The sequence below is a fragment of the Kitasatospora albolonga genome, from assembly GCA_002082585.1.
In the GTDB taxonomy this organism is placed as follows: Bacteria; Actinomycetota; Actinomycetes; order Streptomycetales; family Streptomycetaceae; genus Streptomyces; species Streptomyces stephensoniae.
The window spans coordinates 6,278,108-6,292,744 of the sequence record CP020563.1 but is presented as its reverse complement, the minus strand read 5'-3'; the positions used below and the strand labels follow the sequence as shown (position 1 = coordinate 6,292,744).

Below are 14,637 nucleotides of genomic sequence, written 5' to 3'. Positions count from 1 at the left end.
TCGCGAGGTGCCTCGCTCGTCTTCTTCATTCAGTTGTGAAGCCTTGTGAAGTCTGTGGTTACAGCTGTACCCCGCCTGCGGCGAGATCGATCTTGAGCTGGGCCGTCTCCTGGGCGGTGAGTTCCACCAGGGGCAGGCGCAGCGGGCCCGCCGGGAGGCCCTGGAGCGTCAGGGCCGCCTTGGTGGTGATCACGCCCTGGGTGCGGAACATGCCGGTGAAGACCGGGAGCAGCTTCTGGTGGATCTCGGTGGCCTTCTGGACGTCGCCGCCGAGGTGGGCCTCGACCAGGGCCCGCAGGTCCGGGGTGACCACGTGGCCGACGACGGAGACGAAGCCGACCGCGCCGACCGAGAGGAGCGGGAGGTTGAGCATGTCGTCGCCCGAGTACCAGGCGAGGCCGGACTGGGCGATGGCCCAGCTGGCGCGGCCCAGGTCTCCCTTGGCGTCCTTGTTCGCGACGATCCGGGGGTGGTCGGCCAGCCGTACGAGGGTCTCCGTGTCGATGGGGACCCCGCTGCGGCCGGGGATGTCGTACAGCATCACGGGCAGGCCCGTGGAGTCGGCGATGGCCGTGAAGTGCCGCAGGAGGCCCTCCTGCGGCGGCTTGTTGTAGTACGGCGTGACGGCGAGGAGCCCGTGGGCGCCGGTGCGCTCGGCGGTGCGGGCGAGGTCGACGCTGTGGCGGGTGTCGTTGGTGCCGATGCCTGCGACGACGTGTGCCCGGTCTCCTACCGCTTCGAGCACCGCCCGTACGAGCTGGTCCTTCTCCGCGTCACTGGTGGTCGGGGACTCACCGGTGGTGCCGTTGACGATCAGTCCGTCGTTGCCTGCGTCCACCAGATGGGCGGCGAGCCGCTGTGCGCCGTCGAGGTCGAGAGCGCCGTCCGCCGTGAAGGGCGTGACCATAGCGGTGAGGACCCGCCCGAAGGGGGTCTGCGGAGTGGAGATCGGAGCCATGGGTAACACGCTACTCGCTGCTCAGCGCGTGGTCCCCCCTAGGGGGGACGGGGAAGAGGAGCCCGGCACTGCCTGCTCGGGGGTTCAAGCAGTGCCGGGTCCGTTTGATCAGCCTAGATGAACTTCTCGAAACGCCGCAATACGGACACCGCCTACGGGGCGACCCGTCCATTTTTGTTGAAGGCCGCATGAGTGAGCGGCATGAGCTGCTGCCAGTGGGCTTCCATCTGCTCGCCGACCATCTCGATCTCGCGCTGCGGGAAGGAGGGCACCTTCGCCAGCTCGTGCTGGGTGCGCAGGCCGAGGAAGTGCATCAGGGAGCGCGCGTTGCACGTGGCGTACATCGAGGAGAAGAGGCCGACCGGGAGGACCGCGCGGGCGACCTCGCGGGCCACGCCCTCGGCCAGCATCTCCTGGTAGGCGGCGTAGGAGGCCCGGTAGGACTCCTCCATGGCGCGGGTGGTGAGGTCGTACTGCTCCTCGGTGCCCTCGACGAACTCGTACTTGCCGGGGCGGCCCTGCTGGACGAGCTTGCGGGAGGTTCCGGGGACGTAGAAGACCGGCTCCAGCTCCCGGTAGCGGCCCGATTCCTCGTTGTAGGACCAGCCCACGCGGTGCCGCATGAACTCGCGGAACACGAAGATCGGGGCGCTGATGAAGAAGGTCATCGAGTTGTGCTCGAACGGGCTTCCGTGCCGGTCCCGCATGAGGTAGTTGATCAGCCCCTTGGACCGCTCCGGGTCCTTGGTGACCTCTTCCAGCGACTGTTCGCCGGCCGTGGAGACCCGGGCGGCGAACAGCACGTCCGCGTCGCCCGCGGCGCTTTTCACCAGCTCGACGGTGACATCGCTGCGGAAGTGGGGCTTTGCGGGTTCGGGGGTGTCGGTCACCGGCGGGGTCCTTCCAATGGCGTCGCTCGGGCGGCGACCACTTTACGGGCCGGGGAACCCGCGCATGCACGAGGCGGTGTCGGGCAGCCGTTCGTGGAGTCCTTGAAACGTTACGGCGATTCGGGGCACCGATCGGGCCCGTCGTACGTCTGACTCATTAGCAGCACCCGTCACTGAGATCAAGGAGAGTTTCCTCATGTTCCGCCGGCGTGAGTCCGTCCCGTTCTCGTTCGTCGCCGAGGCCGACCGGTTCCGCAGCAACGTCACTCCCCCGCCCGCCTCGCGTGCCAGCGTTCCCGAGCTGCTGGGGCGCTCGCTGGTCGGGCTGACCGTGGTCGCCGGGCTCGTGGGCTCGCTGCTGCTGGGTCTGCCCGCTCTCGACTCCGGGCAGTCCGCCTCGCAGGGCAAGCAGTCCGAAGCCTCCCAGGGCCGCTGAATACTCGTACGGACCCCCTGGGGTGGTCTGTTCGGGGGCACCCTCGGTAGCCTCACCGGGCACAGCAATCGAGCGTGCTTGTGAGTGAGGATGAGTCGTGCCCCTGCCCTTTCTGACGGCCGACCGCGCATTCGATGCGAGTGCGGAGGACGTTGCGCTGCCGTTCGACGACCACGACAGCTGGCGGCGGCCCTACCGCCCCGGCCCGTGGCGGGTCGCGGCGGCGGCCGGAGTGTTGTTGCTGGCCTCGTTCGTTCTGCTCGCGGCCATGATCATCGGTCTGACCGGAACGCCTTCCGGTACCACCGCGTGTCTCCTGGTGGCCGGCGTACTGATCACCGCCGCTCTGCGGCTGCTGCGGGTCGGTGCGTGGGTCAGCCGGCACGGTGTGCGGCGCGTGGGGTTCTTCTGGACCACCACGGTGCCGTGGAGCGCCACCGCCTCCGTCCGTACGGTCCAGCAGCCGGTGAAGTGGCTGGGACTGCCCCGTACGGTGCAGGGGCAGGCGCTGATCGTGACCCGGCAGAACGGGGAGACGCTGGCGCCGCTGGTCTCCGACCACAACGCGGACTTCCTCGGACGCGAGGAGGCGTTCGAGCGGGCCACGGATGCCATTGAGGCATGGGCGGATGAGTATCGGCTCGGGTGAGACGGCTTCTGTCCGCTGTACGTGCTGTACGTGAGTGAGCCCGGGACCCCCCACAAGGGTCCCGGGCTCACTCACGTACAGGCTGGAAAAGATGTCCTCAAGCGCCGGACGGGCTCGAAGGCTCGGGTGCGGCGGCCCGGCTGCCGGACCGGTGCAGGGCGATCGCCCTCTGCATGGCCTTGCGGGCGCGCGGGGTGTCCCTGGCGTCCTGGTAGGCCACCGCCAGCCTGAACCAGGTGCGCCAGTCGTCCGGGGCGTCCTCCGTCTCCTCGCGGCGCTTGGCGAAGGCCGCGTCGGCGGAGTCCCGGTCGATACGGCCGGAGGGGGTGCGCAGCAGATCGTCGACCGGCAGGCCGCCCTCCGCGTCCAGTTCGGCGGCGAGCACGTTGGCGCGCCGGACGAACTGGGTGTTCTTCCAGAGGAACCAGACGCCGATCACCGGCAGGATCAGCACGGCGACGCCGAACGTGACCGTGAGCAGGGTGCCGTGCCGGATGAGCATCACGCCCCGGCTGCCGACCAGGACGAAGTAGAAGACCAGGACGGCGGCCGTGATGAAGTAGGTGATCTTTGCGCGCATGGGGGACCAGTCAGTTCAGGTCGAGGAAGTGTTCCAGGCCGAACGTGAGGCCGGGAGTGGTCACCACGCGGCGGGCGCCGAGCAGGATGCCCGGCATGAAGCTGCTGTGGTGGAGGGAGTCGTGGCGGATGGTGAGGGTCTCGCCCTCGCCGCCGAGCAGCACTTCCTGGTGGGCCAGCAGTCCGCGCAGCCGGATCGCGTGGACCGGGACGCCGTCGACGTCCGCGCCGCGCGCGCCGTCCAGGGCGGTGGTGGTGGCGTCCGGCTGGGGGGCGCTGCCCGCCTTCGCCCGGGCCGCCGCGATGAGCTGGGCGGTGCGGGTCGCGGTGCCGGAGGGGGCGTCGACCTTGTTGGGGTGGTGGAGCTCGACGACCTCGACCGATTCGAAGTAGCGGGCGGCCTGCTCCGCGAACTTCATAGTGAGGACCGCGCCGATGGAGAAGTTCGGGGCGATGAGGACGCCGGTCTCCGGGGAGTTGTCCAGCCAGCCGGTCAGCTGCGCGAGCCGTTCGTCGGTCCAGCCCGTGGTGCCGACGACGGCGTGGATGCCGTGCCGGACGCAGAAGTCGAGGTTGTCCATCACCGATGCGGGGGTGGTCAGCTCGACGGCGACCTGGGCGCCCGCGTCGGTCAGGGTCTCCAGCTTGTCGCCCCGGCCCAGGGCCGCCACCAGCTCCAGGTCCTCGGCGGCCTCGACGGCCCGTACGGCCTCGGAGCCGATCCGGCCCTGAGCACCGAGAACGGCTACGCGCAGCTTGCTCATCTTGATTCCTTAGTGGATTAGGAGACCGCTTCGTGGAGGCGGTCCGCCTGCTTGTCCTTGAGCGGGCCGATGACCGAGAGCGAGGGGCGGTGGGTGAGGAGCTCGCCCGCCACCTCCCGTACGTCGTCGGGGGTGACCTCCGCGATACGGGCCAGCATGTCGTCCACCGACATCTGCTCGCCCCAGCACAGCTCGCTCTTGCCGATACGGTTCATCAGCGCGCCGGTGTCCTCCAGGCCGAGGACGGTGGAGCCGGAGAGCTGGCCGATGGCGCGGGTGATCTCGTCGTCGTCCAGGCCGTGGGTGGCGACCCGGTCCAGCTCGTCCCGGCAGATCTTCAGGACGTCGTGGACCTGGCTGGGGCGGCAGCCCGCGTAGACGCCGAAGAGGCCACAGTCGGCGAAGCCCGAGGTGTACGAGTACACGCTGTAGGCCAGGCCGCGCTTCTCCCGGACCTCCTGGAAGAGGCGGGAGCTCATGCCGCCGCCGAGGGCCGTGTTCAGGACCCCGAGGGCCCAGCGGCGGTCGTCGGTGCGGGCGAGGCCGGGCATGCCGAGGACCACGTGGGCCTGCTCGGTCCTGCGGTTCAGCAGCTCGACCTTGCCCGCGGTGCGCAGGGTGCGGGAGCCCCGGCGGGGGGCCATGGGCACCGCGTCGTGACGGGAGAGGGCGCCGGCCTTCTCGAAGGCGCGGCGGACCTGGCGTACGACCGTGGCGTGGTCGACGTTGCCCGCGGCGGCGACGACCAGGTGTGTGGGGTCGTAGTGCTTCTTGTAGAAGCGGGCGATCTGGCCCCGGTTCAGGGCGTTGATCGTGTCGACGGTGCCGAGGACCGGGCGGCCGAGAGGGGTGTCGCCGAGCATGGTGTGCGCGAACAGGTCGTGCACGCAGTCGCCCGGGTCGTCCTCGGTCATCGCGATCTCTTCGAGGATCACGCCGCGCTCGGCGTCGACGTCCTCGGGGGCGATCAGCGAGCCGGTCAGCATGTCGCAGACCACGTCGATGGCGAGCGGCAGGTCGGTGTCCAGGACCCGCGCGTAGTAGCAGGTGTACTCCTTCGCCGTGAAGGCGTTCATCTCGCCGCCGACCGCGTCGATGGCGGAGGAGATGTCGAGGGCGGTGCGCTTCGCGGTGCCCTTGAAGAGGAGGTGTTCGAGGTAGTGGGTCGCGCCGTTGAGCGTGGGCGTCTCGTCGCGGGAGCCGACGTTGGCCCAGATGCCGAAGGTGGCGGACCGGACGGAGGGCAGGGTCTCGGTGACGATCCGCAGACCGCCGGGGAGGACGGTCCGGCGGACCGTTCCGATGCCGTTGCTGCCCTGGAGAAGCGTTTGGGTACGGGCGACGGCCCGCCCCCCGGAGGAGGGGCGGGCCGTCGTCGCGGAACTACGGGACGTCACTTGTCGGTGTCGTCCTTCTTCTCATCCTCTTCACCCTCGATGACGGGGATGAGGGAGAGCTTGCCGCGGGAGTCGATCTCGGCGATCTCGACCTGGACCTTGGCGCCGACGCCGAGCACGTCCTCGACGTTCTCCACGCGCTTGCCACCGGCGAGCTTGCGGATCTGCGAGATGTGCAGGAGGCCGTCCTTGCCCGGCATGAGCGAGACGAACGCGCCGAAGGTGGTCGTCTTGACGACCGTACCCAGGTAGCGCTCGCCGACCTCCGGCATGGTCGGGTTGGCGATGGCGTTGATCGTGGCGCGGGCGGCCTCGGCCTGCGAGCCCTGCTGCGCACCGATGTAGATCGTGCCGTCGTCCTCGATCGTGATGTCGGCGCCGGTGTCCTCCTGGATCTGGTTGATCATCTTGCCCTTGGGGCCGATGACCTCGCCGATCTTGTCCACGGGGATCTTGACGGTGATGATCCGCGGGGCGTTCGGGGACATCTCGTCCGGGACGTCGATGGCCTCGTTCATGACGTCCAGGATGTGCAGACGCGCGTCACGGGCCTGCTTCAGCGCGGCGGCCAGGACCGAGGCAGGGATGCCGTCGAGCTTGGTGTCGAGCTGGAGCGCGGTCACGAACTGCTTCGTACCGGCGACCTTGAAGTCCATGTCGCCGAAGGCGTCCTCCGCACCGAGGATGTCGGTGAGGGCGACGTAGTGGGTCTTGCCGTCGATCTCCTGCGAGATCAGGCCCATGGCGATACCGGCGACGGCGGCCTTGAGGGGCACACCGGCGTTCAGCAGCGACATGGTGGAGGCGCAGACCGAGCCCATGGACGTCGAGCCGTTGGAGCCCAGCGCCTCGGAGACCTGGCGGATCGCGTACGGGAACTCCTCGCGGGTCGGGAGGACCGGCACGATGGCGCGCTCGGCGAGCGCTCCGTGGCCGATCTCGCGGCGCTTGGGCGAGCCCACGCGGCCGGTCTCACCGACGGAGTACGGCGGGAAGTTGTAGTTGTGCATGTAGCGCTTGCGGGTCACCGGGGAGAGGGTGTCCAGCTGCTGCTCCATGCGGAGCATGTTGAGGGTGGTGACGCCCAGGATCTGGGTCTCACCGCGCTCGAACAGCGCCGAGCCGTGGACGCGCGGGATGGCCTCGACCTCGGCGGCGAGCGTACGGATGTCCGTGACGCCGCGGCCGTCGATGCGGACCTTGTCCTTGATGACGCGCTCGCGGACCAGCTGCTTGGTCAGGGAGCGGTAGGCGGCGGAGATCTCCTTCTCGCGGCCCTCGAAGGCCGGGAGGAGCTTCTCGGCGGCGATCTCCTTGACGCGGTCCAGCTCGGCCTCGCGGTCCTGCTTGCCGGCGATGGTGAGCGCCTGCTTCAGCTCGGAGGTGACGGCCTTGGCGAGCGCCTCGAAGACGTCGTCCTGGTAGTCCAGGAAGACCGGGAACTCGCCGACCGGCTTGGCGGCCTTGGAGGCGAGGTCGGACTGGGCCTTGCAGAGCACCTTGATGAAGGGCTTCGCGGCGTCCAGACCGGCGGCGACGATCTCCTCGGTGGGCGCCTCGGCGCCGTCCGCGACGAGCTGGATGGTCTTCTCGGTGGCCTCGGCCTCGACCATCATGATCGCGACGTCGCCGTCCTCCAGGACGCGGCCGGCGACGACCATGTCGAAGACGGCGTCCTCGAGCTCGGTGTGCGTCGGGAACGCGACCCACTGGCCCTTGATCAGGGCGACGCGGGTGGCGCCGATCGGGCCGGAGAAGGGCAGGCCCGCCAGGATGGTGGAGCAGGAGGCGGCGTTGATCGCGACCACGTCGTACAGGTGGTCGGGGTTGAGCGCCATGATCGTCTCGACGATCTGGATCTCGTTGCGCAGGCCCTTCTTGAAGGAGGGGCGCAGCGGGCGGTCGATCAGGCGGCAGGTGAGGATCGCGTCCTCGGAGGGCCGGCCCTCACGGCGGAAGAAGGAGCCGGGGATCTTGCCTGCCGCGTACTGCCGCTCCTCGACGTCCACCGTGAGGGGGAAGAAGTCGAGGTTGTCCTTGGGCCGCTTGGAAGCGGTGGTGGCCGACAGCACCATGGTGTCGTCGTCCAGGTACGCAACGGCGGAGCCGGCGGCCTGCTTGGCCAGGCGGCCCGTCTCGAAGCGGATGGTGCGGGTGCCGAAGGTTCCGTTGTCGATAACGGCCTCGGCGTAGTGGGTCTCGTTCTCCACTAGTGATTTCTCCATACTCGTCGTCTTTCGTCCTGCCGCCCGTGTGGCGGAGGACGGTGCGGGAGAAGCGCACCGTGGATGCGGGCCGGTCTTCGATCGAAGCTCCCGGGCATGTTCCCGGGGGCCACTACCGAGGACCGGCGGCGGCGTCGCTGCGCCTCTCCCTGGTACTGCGGGTGTTACAGGTGTTCCGGTGTCCAGGTTACTGAGCTTGACACCGGTCGCGCACGTACGGCAAAGGGAGCGGTCCCCTCAGACGCGGGAACCGCTCCCTCTCCACGGCGTACTTACTTGGCGCCGCCGGCCGCACCGCGGCGGATGCCGAGGCGGTCGACCAGCGCACGGAAGCGCTGGATGTCCTTCTTGGCCAGGTACTGCAGGAGGCGGCGACGCTGGCCGACCAGGATCAGCAGACCACGACGGGAGTGGTGGTCGTGCTTGTGCGTCTTGAGGTGCTCCGTCAGGTCCGAGATCCGGCGGGAGAGCATGGCGACCTGGACCTCGGGGGACCCGGTGTCACCCTCCTTCTGGGCGAACTCGGCCATGATCTGCTTCTTCGTAGCGGCGTCGAGCGGCACGCGTACTCCTCTTGATGTTCGAAGCGCCCACGAGTGCCCCTGGTCTTGTTCTCAGGGGAGCTTCCGTGACTCGGAGGCGAAGGTCCGATGAGCGCAGTCCCCAGGATGATCCGGAGAGGCGTACACAAACGGCCACTGGTCACAGTACCAGCCATTCGGGTCACACCCGGACGGCGGCCTGCCCGCCCCCGGTCAGCTGGTGAGGGCCCGGATCGAGCGGTAGACGTCGAAGACCGCGAGGCAGAGCGGCAGCAGCGTGAGCAGGACGACCGTCTCGGCGATCTCCAGGAAGCGGCCCCAGAACGGGGTGACCCCCTTGCGCGGCACGATCAGGCCGATGGCGGTGATCAGGGCGGCGACGCCCGCGACGGCGGCGGCGAGCCACACCGTACGGATGTCCAGTTCGGAGCCGTCCCCGCGCAGCGCGTCGCGCACCAGGGTGAGCGGCGGGTTGAGGGAGAGCCCGAGGCCCAGGAGTACGAGGGAGCCCAGGCCGGCCGCGAGGGTGCAGCCGACCTGGGCGGTGTAGCGGAACAGGTGGGCGCGCATCAGCAGGGCGACCCCGGTGGCCAGGGCGAGCAGCTGGCCCCAGACGTCGTCGGAGAAGCCGAGCACCGCGGCGGCCGCCACGGCCACCAGCGCGCAGCCGCCGACCAGGCCGAGGAGCAGCTCGTGGCCGCGCCGGGCCTGGGCGGCGATCCGTACGGCGTCGACCGGGCCCTGGGGGGCCTGGTCGGAGGTGCCGTAGTCGCCGACCGTGGAGCGGGGCGGTTCGAAGCCGATGGGGAGGCGGGCGAAGCGGGTGGAGAGGCCGGGGAGGAAGGCCAGGGCGCCCACGGCGAACGGGGCGCAGACTGCGGCGGCCTCGGTGGGCTTCAGGTCGGCCGAGATCGCGATGAAGGTGACCACGAGGCCGGTGGCGCTCGCGAAGACGAACGCGACGAAGGGTCCGTCGCCGCCGGGTGCGGTGATCATGAGGATGACCGACACCACCAGCACGGCGGCGCAGGCGAGCAGGAACTGCAGCCGCCCCACGCCCTGGCCCGCGCTGAGCGAGAGCAGCCCGGAACCGGCCACGGCGGCGTTGACCAGCGCACCGGTTCCCAGCGCGATGGCCGAGGCGCGGTCGTCGTAGACGCGTGCGCGGACACAGGCGACGGCGAGCAGGAGTACGGCGGTGACGGCGGCCAGGATGCCGGGCAGCCCGTGCATGTCGTGGCGGGGGTCGGCGGTCCACAGGACGAAGCCGAGCAGGATCAGCAGGACGGAGCCGCCGAAGAGGCCGGCGCCGCGCATGAGGGAGTCGCCCCAGAGGGTGCGGTCCTTGGCCACGGCGGTGGCGACGGCGTCGGAGACGTCGTCGAAGACGGCGGGCGGCAGCGATTCGGCGAAGGGCCGCAGCGAGAGCAGCTCGCCGTCGAGGATGCGGTGCCCGGCCAGCGTACGGGCGCTGTCCAGGACGGTGCCGTCGCGGCGTACGAGGTGGTAGCCGACGGGGGCGCCGGGGGCGGGGCTCTGGCCGGAGAGCCGGAGGATCTCGGGGTACAGGTCGGCGACGGGCACGTCCTCGGGCAGTGCCACGTCGACCCGGCTGTCGGGTGCGACGACGGTGACCCGGCAGAAGCCGGTGCCGTTTCCGGACGCAACCCCGTGGCTGGGCCGACCGCTCGTGGTGGCCGCCGTTCGGGCCGTCATTGTCACCTGCTGCTCCCCCTGTTTCGCTCCGGACTCCGGCGTCGCCCCGAGGGCCCCGGCCACTGTTCCGCAACCGCCGTACGGTGCCTGGAACCGCCGTACGGCGTTCTGGAAACCGTCGTACGGCGCTCCGGAACGGCCGTGTGCCGTTCTGGAACTTCTGCCGGAAAACACCCCTCAGGACCGCGGATCGCACCCCGCGTCCCGAATGACCTTCTTCTTGCGGTAGTTAGCGGATGCGTATACGCATCGCGACACCCTACCGCCATCCGGCCCCCGCTCCGCCAGTAGGATCGATCCCCGCGGATGGAGCCCGTCGCCACGGGGGCGCCGATAGGAACACTTCCGTCCGGCAAGGGAATTGGTGAGCTGTGAGCCAGATCGTCGTCAAGCGCCCACCGCGGGCCCTGCCCTCCGAAGTGCCGGTCGAACAGGTGCAGTTGCAACCTCCGCCGGAGCTGCCCCGGGGTCAGCAGGAGGGCGCGCTGATGCAGCTCCTGCCGATGCTGGGCATGGGCGGTTCGGTCGTCTTCTTCTTCATAACGGACAACCCCATCATGCGGATCATGGGCGTGGTCATGATCGCCTCCACGGTCGCCATGGCCATCGCGATGCTCGTACGTTTCCGGCGGGGCACCCAGGGCCAGCTCGCGGACATGCGGCGGGACTATCTGAAGTACCTGACGCAGACCCGGCGCACGGTGGTGAAGACGGCCCGCAAGCAGCGCGACGCCCAGTTCTATCTGCACCCTTCGCCCGAGCAGCTGTGGGCGCTGGTCGCCGAGGGCAGCCGGGTGTGGGAGCGGCGGGTCGGTGACGCCGACTTCGCGCAGGTACGTATCGGTCTGGGCAGCCAGGAGCTGGCCACGCCGCTCGTCGCGCCGGAGACGGCGCCGGTCGACGAGCTGGAGCCGCTGACGGCCGGGGCGATGCAGCAGTTCCTGACGACGCACTCCACGCTGGACGGCCTGCCCATGGCCGTGTCGCTGCGGGCCTTCTACCACCTGACGATCAGCGGCCACGAGGAGTCCGCGCGCGCCTCGGCGCGGGCGGTGATCGGCTCGCTGGCCTCGCTGCACTCCCCCGAGGACCTGGTGATCGCGGTCGCGGCGGGCCGGGAGGCGGCCCCGCACTGGGAGTGGGCGAAGTGGCTCCCCCACGTACAGGACACGGGTTCGGTCGACGGAGCGGGCAGCCGGCGGCTGATCACCACCGGCGTCCTGGAGCTCGAACAGCAGCTGGCGGCCCGCCTCGACGGCCGCCCCCGTTTCCAGCCCGGCGGGCAGCCGCTCCTGGAGCAGCCGCACATCGTCGTCGTCCTGGACGGGGAGTCGGTGCCGCCGATGTCGGTGCTCGCCTCGGCCGAGGGGCTTCAGGGCGTGACGGTCATCGAGGTCGTACCGGGTGAGGTGCAGGGGGCGCGCGGCGGCCTCTCCGTCGTGGTGCAGCCGCAGTCGCTCCAGCTGGAGTCGGGGCAGGGGCTCGTCTACGACGGGGTGCCCGACCTGCTGAGCCGCGAGGCCGCCGAGGCGCTGGCCCGGCAGCTGGCCCCGCTGCACATGGCGACGGGCGGGGACGACGACGAGCCGCTGCTGGCCAACCTGGAGTTCACCGATCTGCTGAACCTGGGCGACGCGGCCTCCATCGAGGTCAGCCGGACCTGGCGGCCCCGCTCGCAGGCGGAGCGGCTGCGCGTGCCGATCGGCGTCGGCGAGGGCGGGGCGCCGGTGATGCTGGACCTGAAGGAGGCGGCGCAGGAGGGCATGGGGCCGCACGGGCTGTGCGTGGGCGCGACGGGTTCGGGCAAGTCGGAGCTGCTGCGCACGCTGGTGCTCGGCCTGGCGGTGACGCACACCTCGGAGACGCTGAACTTCGTCCTCGCGGACTTCAAGGGCGGTGCGACCTTCGCCGGTATGGCGCAGATGCCGCACGTGGCCGCGGTGATCACCAACCTCGCGGACGACCTGACCCTGGTGGACCGCATGGGCGACTCCATCCGCGGTGAGCTCAACCGCCGCCAGGAGATGCTGCGCGACGCGGGGAACTACGCCAACATCCACGACTACGAGAAGGCGCGCTCGGCGGGTGCGCCGCTCCAGCCGATCCCTTCCCTCGTCCTGGTGATCGACGAGTTCAGCGAGCTGCTGACGGCGAAGCCCGACTTCATCGACATGTTCGTGCAGATCGGGCGGATCGGCCGTTCGCTGGGCGTGCATCTGCTGCTGGCCTCGCAGCGCCTGGAGGAGGGGCGGCTGCGCGGGCTGGAGACGTACCTCTCGTACCGCATCGGTCTGCGGACCTTCTCGGCGGCCGAGTCCCGGGCGGCGCTGGGGGTGCCGGACGCGTACCACCTGCCGAACGTGCCCGGTTCGGGGCTGCTCAAGTTCGGTACGGAGGAGATGGTGCGGTTCAAGGCCGCGTACGTCTCCGGGGTGTACCGGGCGGGGGGCCAGCAGTCGGCCTCGGCCGGGGGGCCGCTGCCGGTGGACCGGAGGCCGGTTCCGTTCACGGCCGCGCCGGTGCCGGTGCGGTACGTGCAGCCGAGCCCGCAGGTTGGGGCCGGGGTGCCGGAGCCGCGGGCGGCGGAGGACGACGCGCTGGCGGACACGGTGCTGGACGTGATCGTGCGTCGGCTGGAGGGGCGCGGGGCCTCCGCGCACCAGGTGTGGCTGCCGCCGCTGGACAACCCGCCGACGCTGGACGAGATCCTGCCGGGGCTCTCGCCCGTACCGGGCCGGGGGCTGACGCAGCCCGGGTTCGAGGGCGCGGGACGGCTCGTCGTTCCCCTGGGCGTGATCGACAAGCCGTTCGAGCAGCGGCGCGACACCCTCTACCGGGACTTCTCCGGCGCTGCCGGGCACATGCAGATCACGGGTGGCCCGCAGTCCGGCAAGTCGACCCTGCTGCGTACGCTCATCGCGGGCTTCGCGCTCACCCACACCCCGCAGGAAGTCCAGATCTACGGGCTCGACTTCGGCGGCGGCGGCATGTCGGCCGTCGCGGGCCTCCCGCACGTGGGCGGGGTCGCCTCACGGCTCGACCCCGAGAAGGTGCGGCGTACGGTCGCCGAGGTGCACGGCATCATGTCCCGGCGCGAGGAGTACTTCCGCAGCGCAGGCATCGACTCCATCGCCACCTACCGGCGGATGCGGGCGCGCGGCGAGATCTCGGTGGCGGACCAGCCGTGGGGCGACGTCTTCCTGATCATCGACGGCTGGGGCAACTTCCGTACGGATTACGAGGCGTTGGAGAACGCCGCGATGGACATCGCGGCGCGGGGCCTCGGGTACGGCATCCACCTGATCGTCACCGCGTCACGGTCCATGGAGGTCAGGGCCGGTCTGAAGGACAACCTCATGAACCGCCTGGAGCTGCGGCTCGGCGACGTCATGGACTCCGAGTTGGACCGCAAGGTGGCGGCCAACGTGCCCGCCGGGGTGCCGGGGCGCGGGCTGACACCGGAGAAGCTGCACTTCATGGCGGCGGTGCCGCGGATCGACGGCATCAACTCCGACAGCGACCTGTCCGAGGCGACGGCCGCCATGAACCAGGAGGTCTCCCGGCACTGGACGGCGGCGCCCGCCCCCGCCGTACGCCTGCTGCCGCGCTCCCTCCCCGCGACCGAACTCCCGCCGGGCTACGCCGTTCCGGAGCGCGGGGTCGCCTTCGCGATCGACGAGAACAACCTCGCGCCGGTCTTCGTGGACTTCGAGCACGACCCGTTCTTCCTGATCTTCGGCGAGGGCGAGTCCGGCAAGTCCAACCTGCTGCGGCTGCTCATCAAGCAGCTCACCGAGCGGTACGACGGTGACTCCTGCAAGCTCTTCGTGGTCGACAACCGGCGCTCGCTGCTGGACGTGACCCCGGCGTCGCACCTGGCGGAGTACATCCCCATGTCCAACAACATGGAACACCACATGGTCGCGCTGCACGACCTGATGAAGCGCCGCACCCCGTCCGCCGACGTCACGGCCCAGGAGCTGCGGGACCGCAGTTGGTGGAGCGGCCCGACGGTCTACGTGATCATCGACGATTTCGACCTGGTCTCCACGTCGAGCGGCAACCCGCTGTCGTCCCTCACGGAGCTGCTGCCGTTCGCCCGTGACGTGGGCGTCCGCTTCATCATCGCCCGCAACACGGCGGGGGCGAGCCGGGCCCTGTACGAGTCGTTCCTCCAGCGCATGACCGAGCTGGGCGCCCAGGGCGTGCTGCTGTCGGGCGACCCGATGGAGGGCGACATCCTCGGCGGCGTACGCCCGCGCCCGATGCCGCCGGGGCGGGGCATCTTCGTCACCCGGAGGCGGGGGAACCCGCTGGTGCAGACGGGGGTGATGGGCGGGGGGCGGTAGGCGGGGGTGGGGGCGCCTTGCCTGGGCAGTGTTGGCGGGGCGCCCTGCCTTTGGGGTCTTGCTTGGGGCGTGCGGCAGGGCCCCCCTTGCCTTGTGGCAACGGACGGGGGGGCGGGTGGCCCGCGCCGCCTC

General features: G+C 70.3%; 11 protein-coding genes. 3 read left to right on the top strand and 8 right to left on the bottom strand.

What is annotated here, in order from left to right; genetic code table 11:
- Positions 1-58 precede the first annotated feature (58 nt).
- Positions 59-958 carry a 4-hydroxy-tetrahydrodipicolinate synthase gene (locus tag B7C62_27905; protein ARF75656.1) on the bottom strand — a complete coding sequence of 300 codons (900 nt, stop codon included), beginning with the start codon at positions 956-958 and terminating at the stop codon, positions 59-61.
- A gap of 152 nt (positions 959-1,110) precedes the next feature.
- Positions 1,111-1,848, bottom strand: coding sequence for a thymidylate synthase (FAD) (locus B7C62_27900; protein ID ARF75655.1), 738 nt, complete (start codon positions 1,846-1,848; stop codon positions 1,111-1,113).
- Between the two features lie 196 nt (positions 1,849-2,044).
- Here B7C62_27900 and B7C62_27895 point away from each other — a divergent pair, with 196 nt between their 5' ends.
- Positions 2,045-2,284, top strand: coding sequence for a hypothetical protein (locus B7C62_27895; protein ARF75654.1), 240 nt, complete (start codon positions 2,045-2,047; stop codon positions 2,282-2,284).
- A gap of 97 nt (positions 2,285-2,381) precedes the next feature.
- Positions 2,382-2,933, top strand: a complete 552-nt coding sequence (locus B7C62_27890; GenBank protein ID ARF75653.1) for a hypothetical protein — start codon at positions 2,382-2,384, stop codon at positions 2,931-2,933.
- 97 nt (positions 2,934-3,030) lie between these two features.
- Here the strand turns inward: B7C62_27890 and B7C62_27885 are convergent, their stop codons facing one another.
- The 6 genes from B7C62_27885 to B7C62_27860 all read right to left on the bottom strand — a co-directional run bounded on the left by B7C62_27885 (position 3,031) and on the right by B7C62_27860 (position 10,156).
- Positions 3,031-3,513: a hypothetical protein gene (locus B7C62_27885; protein ARF75652.1), complete on the bottom strand. Its 483-nt coding sequence runs from the start codon at positions 3,511-3,513 to the stop codon at positions 3,031-3,033.
- Between the two features lie 10 nt (positions 3,514-3,523).
- The gene (locus B7C62_27880; protein ID ARF75651.1) at positions 3,524-4,276 is read right to left on the bottom strand and encodes a 4-hydroxy-tetrahydrodipicolinate reductase; all 753 of its coding nucleotides are present in this window, start codon (positions 4,274-4,276) and stop codon (positions 3,524-3,526) included.
- 17 nt (positions 4,277-4,293) lie between these two features.
- Positions 4,294-5,673, bottom strand: coding sequence for a peptidase M16 (locus tag B7C62_27875; protein ARF75650.1), 1,380 nt, complete (start codon positions 5,671-5,673; stop codon positions 4,294-4,296).
- Positions 5,670-7,883 (bottom strand): polyribonucleotide nucleotidyltransferase, encoded by a 2,214-nt coding sequence (locus B7C62_27870; GenBank protein ID ARF75649.1) that lies wholly within the window; start codon positions 7,881-7,883, stop codon positions 5,670-5,672. Before B7C62_27870 ends, B7C62_27875 begins: the two co-directional genes overlap by 4 nt.
- A gap of 287 nt (positions 7,884-8,170) precedes the next feature.
- The gene (locus B7C62_27865; GenBank protein ID ARF75648.1) at positions 8,171-8,461 is read right to left on the bottom strand and encodes a 30S ribosomal protein S15; all 291 of its coding nucleotides are present in this window, start codon (positions 8,459-8,461) and stop codon (positions 8,171-8,173) included.
- Positions 8,462-8,653: 192 nt separating this feature from the next.
- On the bottom strand, positions 8,654-10,156 hold the full coding sequence (locus tag B7C62_27860) for a type VII secretion integral membrane protein EccD (GenBank protein ID ARF75647.1): 1,503 nt from the start codon (positions 10,154-10,156) through the stop codon (positions 8,654-8,656).
- A gap of 371 nt (positions 10,157-10,527) precedes the next feature.
- On the opposite strand from B7C62_27860, the gene B7C62_27855 reads away from it, so the two are divergent.
- Complete coding sequence (locus B7C62_27855) at positions 10,528-14,505, top strand: type VII secretion protein EccC (GenBank protein ID ARF75646.1); 3,978 nt, start codon at positions 10,528-10,530, stop codon at positions 14,503-14,505.
- Positions 14,506-14,637: the final 132 nt, after the last annotated feature.

What these genes read in the sequence shown, in the direction of transcription:
- B7C62_27860 (ARF75647.1), bottom strand. Translation starts at nt 10,156, where the DNA reads ATGACGGCCCGAACGGCGGCCACCACGAGCGGTCGGCCCAGCCACGGG.
- B7C62_27885 (ARF75652.1), bottom strand. Translation starts at nt 3,513, where the DNA reads ATGCGCGCAAAGATCACCTACTTCATCACGGCCGCCGTCCTGGTCTTC.
- B7C62_27905 (ARF75656.1), bottom strand. Translation starts at nt 958, where the DNA reads ATGGCTCCGATCTCCACTCCGCAGACCCCCTTCGGGCGGGTCCTCACC.
- B7C62_27895 (ARF75654.1), top strand. Translation starts at nt 2,045, where the DNA reads ATGTTCCGCCGGCGTGAGTCCGTCCCGTTCTCGTTCGTCGCCGAGGCC.
- B7C62_27880 (ARF75651.1), bottom strand. Translation starts at nt 4,276, where the DNA reads ATGAGCAAGCTGCGCGTAGCCGTTCTCGGTGCTCAGGGCCGGATCGGC.